Origin of the sequence: Nostoc sp. (assembly GCF_036917455.1) — a bacterium.
Taxonomy (GTDB): Bacteria; Cyanobacteriota; Cyanobacteriia; order Cyanobacteriales; family Nostocaceae; genus Nostoc.
Genome location: NZ_JBALDK010000154.1, coordinates 22,321 through 28,812, shown reverse-complemented (window position 1 = coordinate 28,812; position 6,492 = coordinate 22,321). Strand labels below are relative to the sequence as shown.

Here is a 6,492-nt window from a genome sequence, read left to right as displayed (position 1 = left end):
GTCTACTGATTAGAGAATTAGGTGTTATAAAGTATTAAAACATATAAGTATTTCAGCGATCGCTCTTTGGAGAAAAACTTTTTGGTTTACTGCTAATAGGGATTTTGATGAATTGCAATATTTAGCCTTGTAAATACTGGAGAACTTGAACAATTGTTTCAATCCCTAATAGGGATTTTGATGAATTGCAATTTTGTTTTATGCTCAATTATTGTCAGTTTATACGCATAAGTTTCAATCCCTAATAGGGATTTTGATGAATTGCAATTCAACATCTACTGGATTAAGATTAATTAATCCAGGTTTCAATCCCTAATAGGGATTTTGATGAATTGCAATCTCCTCACAGAGCATATCATTTGGATTATCTAGTTTCAATCCCTAATAGGGATTTTGATGAATTGCAATAATCCGTGGGGGGGGTAAAACGATACTTAGTTTCAATCCCTAATAGGGATTTTGATGAATTGCAATAAATAAAAAAGGGGGGAATGCCCCCCAAATTTGGTTTCAATCCCTAATAGGGATTTTGATGAATTGCAATATTATTGATGGCTTTAACATGCCGTTGCTTAAAGTTTCAATCCCTAATAGGGATTTTGATGAATTGCAATATAGGATCATTCAAGTATCCTTCACTAAAGCAGGGAGTGTTTCAATCCCTAATAGGGATTTTGATGAATTGCAATTTAAATATTCTAAATAGTTCGGCAACTTGGAAAAGTTTCAATCCCTAATAGGGATTTTGATGAATTGCAATGGCTGGGGTCTGGAAGCCGTGTCGTATTTGGTTTTCAAGGTGCAGTTGCGCGAATGAGTGAATCATAACACGGCAAATAGTCATAGCACAAGATACAAATCGCTGAAAGCCAGTCCCCATAAGGTGCGCGGATAGTTTTAAAATACTAGTGCCCTGAAAACCTTGTATAGATGCAGCAACGGGCATTTTTTGCCCTTTCTGATTTTGTACACCTACCCATCCGCGCATAAGACAAGAAAATTAGTCTGGTTAGCGATCGCTACCTCTATCAAAATAAGCAATCGCCTAATACTTGCACACCTTAATTTACCAAATCAGGGAATACCTCTTGCACAGCCGGATGCACTAAGCGATGATTCTGCACATTCACACCCTTAGCTAAAGCTGGGTTAACTTCCAGAGCCATAATTCCCAAATTCGCCAACTGGACAATATAAGGTAATGTACTGTTATTTAATGCTTGAGTTGCTGTCCAAGGTACTGCTCCTGGCATATTAGGAACGCCATAATGCACCACACCCTCTTCAACATATACCGGATTTGTATGGGATGTGGCACGTAAGGTTTCTATACAACCGCCTTGGTCAACGGCTACATCAACTATTACCGAACCAGGACGCATTTGTTTGACCAATTCGCGAGATACTAATGTAGGAGCCCTACGTCCTAATACTAAAACTGCACCGATGAGCAAATCGGCTTCAATAACTGCGGCTTCGATATGAGCAGAGTTGCTGTAAAGCAATTCAACTCTAGAGCCAAAAAGGGTTTCTAAGTAAGATAAGCGATCAACACTTACATCTAAAATCTGCACGACCGCACCCACACCCACTGCAATTTTAGCTGCTTCTGTGCCAACAACACCGCCACCTAAAATTACTACTTTACCTGGTTTGACTCCAGGGACACCACCCAAAAGCAACCCTTTACCACCTTGCTGACGTTCTAGAAATCTGGCCCCAAATTGTACAGCTAGCCGACCGGCAATTACGCTCATGGGGGTGAGCAAAGGTAGTCTGTTAGCACCAGGTTGTTCTACAGTTTCGTAGGCGATCGCAGTTGTGCCACAATCAATTAAATGCTCTGTCAATTTGCGATCGGCGGCTAAATGTAAATAAGTAAATAATATCTGCCCTTTCTGCAAAAATTTATACTCAGATGTCAGAGGCTCTTTGACTTTCACAACCAATTCTCGATTCCAAGCCGTCTCTGATGTCGGGACAATCTCAGCTCCAGCAGTTCTGTAGTCATCATCTGAAAATCCAGCACCATTACCTGCTTGTGTCTCGACGAAGATGCTATGACCATTTTCTCGCAGCACCCGCACACTAGAAGGACTTAACCCTACACGAAATTCTTGATCCTTATTTTCCTTCGGAACGCCGATTTCCATATAAAACCTCTGATAATTTTTTTGTTTAACTCTAGCCTGCGAATTTCCAGCTTGCTACTGACTTCTTACACATAGCTGTATTAAAGAAGTTAATCTGTGTTCTAAGTTTCTCAATTTAATCTGAGTAGCTCCAAACTCAAGCCCTTGACTATTGCCCCAGTGTTTATGCAATATATAAAGAATAGTAACAATTTCTTAAAAGAGTGATTGTATAGCTCCTTACCAGGATGCTTTTGCTGAATTTATCAAATCATCTTGGCATTCAAGCACTGCAATTAGCTCATAAGTTGCCAAATAGTAGGGTAAAGGTTAAGGAGAAAACAACTAGTCAATGCCTTTAGCCTTATCCGCGACTTATGCTGTGAAGTCTCATATCAAATCCCGTTTGCTGAAAAAAAGGTTTCTTAAAAATGACACAAACACAACCAACAATTACACCTAAACTAGAAGAACCAAAGTTTGGCTTTAACGAATATGCTGAACGCCTGAATGGTCGAGCTGCAATGATTGGCTTCGCTTTGCTGCTGGTGATTGAATATGTCACCAATCAAGGGGTGCTATCATGGCTGGGTCTGAAGTAGTGCCACCAGCCAGCCCAAAAAGAAAGTTGTAAGCTAGAAGTTAAAAGAGTTTCAACCAGCTGGAAAAACCCAGTTGGTTTTGACTTTGAGAATTGATAGCGAAATACTTTGCCCTAGAATGTAAGCAAGATGAGGAATTAAAATACCTATTATTGATTTAGATATCGTACACTTGCAACAAATATACGCAAGCCAATTAATGAGTCCACTTCCTCCCCTACTAAAAAAATTATAATTAGTGTTTGCCTTCAATGAGAAAGGCAAATTACGGGTGAGGTATTCTTGGTAAATATACACAAAAGCTGAACTGGAAGCAACCAAGCTGTGATGAATGCTGTATTACCTCGTTTTTTGAAGTCAACCTACCGAAAAGAGCCATTAATCAGTGTATTTGTGACGATGGGCGTTATGGATGCTTTGATTGGCGGATTGAATGATAGCTGGTCGTTGTTCGCTTTTGGTTTGGGAACAACAGGCGTAGCGCTAGCCTTTAAATTGTGGCGTTTCCAACAGCGCCGTCCTCTACCAGAGGAACCTATAGTGCAACATTATTTGCCTTCTCGTTCTTCTAATGGGCCTTTACCAATGTTAAGCGTTTCTAAGAAAAAACCACCTCTTTAGGGACTTCCAGTTAAAAAAATATCCCGTCGTCGGGGCGCAAGGCCTTGTGCCCCTACAAATCTATAAATAATTTGGGATAATTTATTTGTTGCAAGTCCTTTAGGAAGTGCTGTTAGCGTGGCATTTAGCCCGTGCTGAGTTATGAGTTAATAACTCATAATTCTAGAAAATTTGTTTGTATATAAAAAGTGAGGAAAAAGTGTGAGTAGTGAGGGAAGAGGTGGGGGTAATTTTCTGCGTCCATATATTATCCTGTCATTTGTGGCAGCTGTTGCTCTTCCAGTGATTACCTGGGAAGGGTTTTACATTCATCAAGCTCATGCTGCTGTTGAAGTAACACCCAACTTCCAAACTACCAACAGCTTTGCTAATGCCCAACTACTTTACACACTCAGAGGACATAACGGAACTGTTAAATCCCTGGCTTTCACTCCAGATAGCAGAATTCTTGTGAGTGGAGGTGCAGAAAACGAGGGTATTATTCGTCTGTGGAATCCAGAAAACGGGAAAAAGTTGGCGGATATTAACAAAGCACACAAAGCAGCCGTAGAGTCTTTAGTGATTTCACCAGATGGGCAAACTCTTGCTAGTTGTAGTGATGACAACACGATTAATCTCTGGAACCTGAAAAGTCTTAAATTTAGCCGCTCTTTTGTCGGACATACCAGTAACGTATTATCTTTAGCGGTGTCTCCTGATAGTAAAGTTCTCATCAGTGGAGCTTTGGATGGGATTCGGATATGGGATTTACTACAGCAGCGCCCTCTAGGGACTCTAGTCGGCTTTGATAATTTGATTTATACCCTAGCCATTAGCCCTGATGGGCAGACTTTAGCTAGTGGTGATAATAAAGGTGTAATCAAGCTGTGGAATTTGAGTACTGGTAAATTAATCAGTGAATTTGTAGCTCATTCTAATTCTGTTAGCGCTGTCATCTTTACACCAGATGGACAAACATTAGTTAGTGCAAGCCGCGATCGCACAGTCAAATTGTGGAATATTAGTACTGGAGCATTAGTCCGCACCCTTACAGGACATAATAACTGGGTAAATGCGATCGCTGTTAACCCCGATGGACAAACCCTTGCAAGTGCCGGCAAAGATGGGATTAAATTGTGGGATTTAAATACAGGTGAGTTAATAAATACGCTGAGTGGGCATACAGACTGGGTAAGTGCGATCGCTTTTAGTCCAAATGGTAAAATTCTTGCCAGTGGTGGATTCGATCAACAAATCAAGATTTGGGGAACTCCACAAAAACGTAATTAACAGCGAACAGCATAACCCCAACTTATTTAAGAAATCGGGGTTCTAAATAACAGACTTTTCGGAATTTGGCCAAGGGATTGCAAGCATTTACCGTGTTTGCTAAACTTTGGTCTTGCCTTTTTAGAGTTATAGCAAAAGCCTTGGTGGTTAGGACATCAACAGATGATGAAACTTGACACAAAAAGACTTTTCACCCAGTCCCCAGTCCCCAGTCCCTTGCTAGATTGTAGTAGAAAATCAACCAGAGCTAAGATCGGACTTTTGGCAGAACTACCCAAAATCAACGATGGTAGCAACCAAAAGCGATCCCCAATTGTTGAATAACTGTGAATACTTGATGAAAATACAGCCGAACTAATATTTTATTCAGAAAATTACTGTAAGTATAAACATAGGTAATAGGGAATTCCAATTCATCTATGCAGCTACTTACCCTCTATACTCGGAACAATTTCTGGATTTCGACAATCTTATAAATGGTCATCGTCAGTAAATGCACTCAGGTAAAAATCACCATCTTGTTTGAAGCAAAGGTTTGTAGCACTTAAGCGCTATTTGAAATGTAGGATAACTTGCTACTTAAATGATGTTTAATTTTCCCGAACTGCTTTTGATCCCCATTTCGATACAATGACTAGGCAGAACCCTAAAACTAAAAACCGCTTTTGACTGCGACGCACATGAATCAACTGAACAATGGTTTTACGATATTTCTAAGTCTGCTAGTCGAGGCGATGCCTTTTTTGCTTCTTGGGGTTTTATTCTCCAGTTTGCTGCTATTTTTTGTTGATGAGCGCAAATTAGTAGAAAGAATGCCCAAAAATCCTCTGCTGGGTGCTTTAGTTGGCAGCATGATTGGCTTTTTGTTTCCGGTGTGTGAGTGCGGGAATGTACCGGTAGCGCGGCGATTCCTGATTCAGGGAGTACCCACACCAGTCGCCATTGGTTTTTTGCTAGCAGCACCAACAATTAACCCAATTGTAATTTGGTCAACTTGGACAGCATTTCGAGATCAGCCAGAAATAGCGGTCTTACGAGTCGTATTTTCTCTAGCAATTGCCACAATTGTTGGTTTTGTTTTCAGTTTTCAAAAGGATTTAAATCCGATAATTCAACCTGCGATCGCTCGGTATATGAAGTTTAATCCACCCGCGCAGCCTGAAACCAAACGCCGTGGTAAACGTTACCAAGTAGAACAGCAAGAAGCAATACCAAATATCTTACAATCCGGGACTTATATCTTAGGAGGAAAAGCAGGTGTACCTCTGCGGATAGATGCTAATTTTGTACAGGCGACTACTCCAATATCTAACACCAATAAATCCCTTGCAGATAAACTGCGCCTAGTGGTAGATAATAGCGTCCAAGAATTTCGAGAATTGGGCGGAGTGATGATTTTAGGAAGTGCGATCGCTGCTGCGATTCAAGTGCTAGCTCCCCGTGAAACGATCCTGACTCTGGGTGCTGGGCCTATTAGCTCGATTGTGGTCATGCTGATATTAGCAGTGGTGGTGTCAATTTGTTCTACAGTCGATTCTTTCTTTGCCCTGTCTTTTGCCTCAACCTTTAGTAGTGGTTCATTGTTAGCATTTCTGGTATTTGGGCCGATGATTGACATCAAAAGCGTTGGTTTGATGTTATCTATTTTTAAGCCCAAAACTGTCTTTTACTTGTTTGCTTTAGCAGCACAATTAACATTTGTGTTTACTCTTTTCCTCAACTTGCACGTTTTTTAAAATTTTTTTGTTATTAGTCATTTGTCCAAAGTCCAATTGCTAATCCCCAGTAAATAATAACCAATGACTAATGACCAATGACTAATGACCAATGACCAATGACTAATGACTAATGACCAATGACCAATGACC

Annotated in this window: 5 protein-coding genes and 1 CRISPR repeat array; of the genes, 4 read left to right on the top strand and 1 reads right to left on the bottom strand. The window is 40.4% G+C overall.

All coding sequences use genetic code 11. The annotated features are described in order from the left end of the window. Window positions 1-155: 155 nt before the first annotated feature. A CRISPR array of direct repeats spans window positions 156-760; the repeat unit is 37 nt; unit sequence GTTTCAATCCCTAATAGGGATTTTGATGAATTGCAAT. Window positions 761-1,061: 301 nt separating this feature from the next. Continuing rightward, window positions 1,062-2,153, bottom strand: coding sequence for an alanine dehydrogenase (gene ald / locus V7K42_RS16900; RefSeq protein ID WP_334918004.1), 1,092 nt, complete (start codon window positions 2,151-2,153; stop codon window positions 1,062-1,064). A 410-nt stretch (window positions 2,154-2,563) separates the two neighbouring features. On the opposite strand from ald, the gene V7K42_RS16895 reads away from it, so the two are divergent. The 4 genes from V7K42_RS16895 (at window position 2,564) to V7K42_RS16880 (ending at window position 6,360) form a co-directional block, all read left to right on the top strand. Then, window positions 2,564-2,734 carry a chlorophyll a/b-binding protein gene (locus V7K42_RS16895; RefSeq protein WP_094331136.1) on the top strand — a complete coding sequence of 57 codons (171 nt, stop codon included), beginning with the start codon at window positions 2,564-2,566 and terminating at the stop codon, window positions 2,732-2,734. Between the two features lie 327 nt (window positions 2,735-3,061). Continuing rightward, complete coding sequence (locus V7K42_RS16890) at window positions 3,062-3,355, top strand: hypothetical protein (RefSeq protein WP_334918007.1); 294 nt, start codon at window positions 3,062-3,064, stop codon at window positions 3,353-3,355. A 201-nt stretch (window positions 3,356-3,556) separates the two neighbouring features. Beyond that, window positions 3,557-4,624 (top strand): WD40 repeat domain-containing protein, encoded by a 1,068-nt coding sequence (locus V7K42_RS16885; protein ID WP_334918002.1) that lies wholly within the window; start codon window positions 3,557-3,559, stop codon window positions 4,622-4,624. Between the two features lie 680 nt (window positions 4,625-5,304). Further along, complete coding sequence (locus tag V7K42_RS16880; RefSeq protein ID WP_334918000.1) at window positions 5,305-6,360, top strand: permease; 1,056 nt, start codon at window positions 5,305-5,307, stop codon at window positions 6,358-6,360. Window positions 6,361-6,492 lie beyond the last annotated feature (132 nt).

Coding starts and splice junctions, on each gene's coding strand:
- V7K42_RS16895 (WP_094331136.1), top strand. CDS start 2,564: ATGACACAAACACAACCAACAATTACACCTAAACTAGAAGAACCAAAG.
- ald (WP_334918004.1), bottom strand. CDS start 2,153: ATGGAAATCGGCGTTCCGAAGGAAAATAAGGATCAAGAATTTCGTGTA.
- V7K42_RS16880 (WP_334918000.1), top strand. CDS start 5,305: ATGAATCAACTGAACAATGGTTTTACGATATTTCTAAGTCTGCTAGTC.
- V7K42_RS16890 (WP_334918007.1), top strand. CDS start 3,062: ATGAATGCTGTATTACCTCGTTTTTTGAAGTCAACCTACCGAAAAGAG.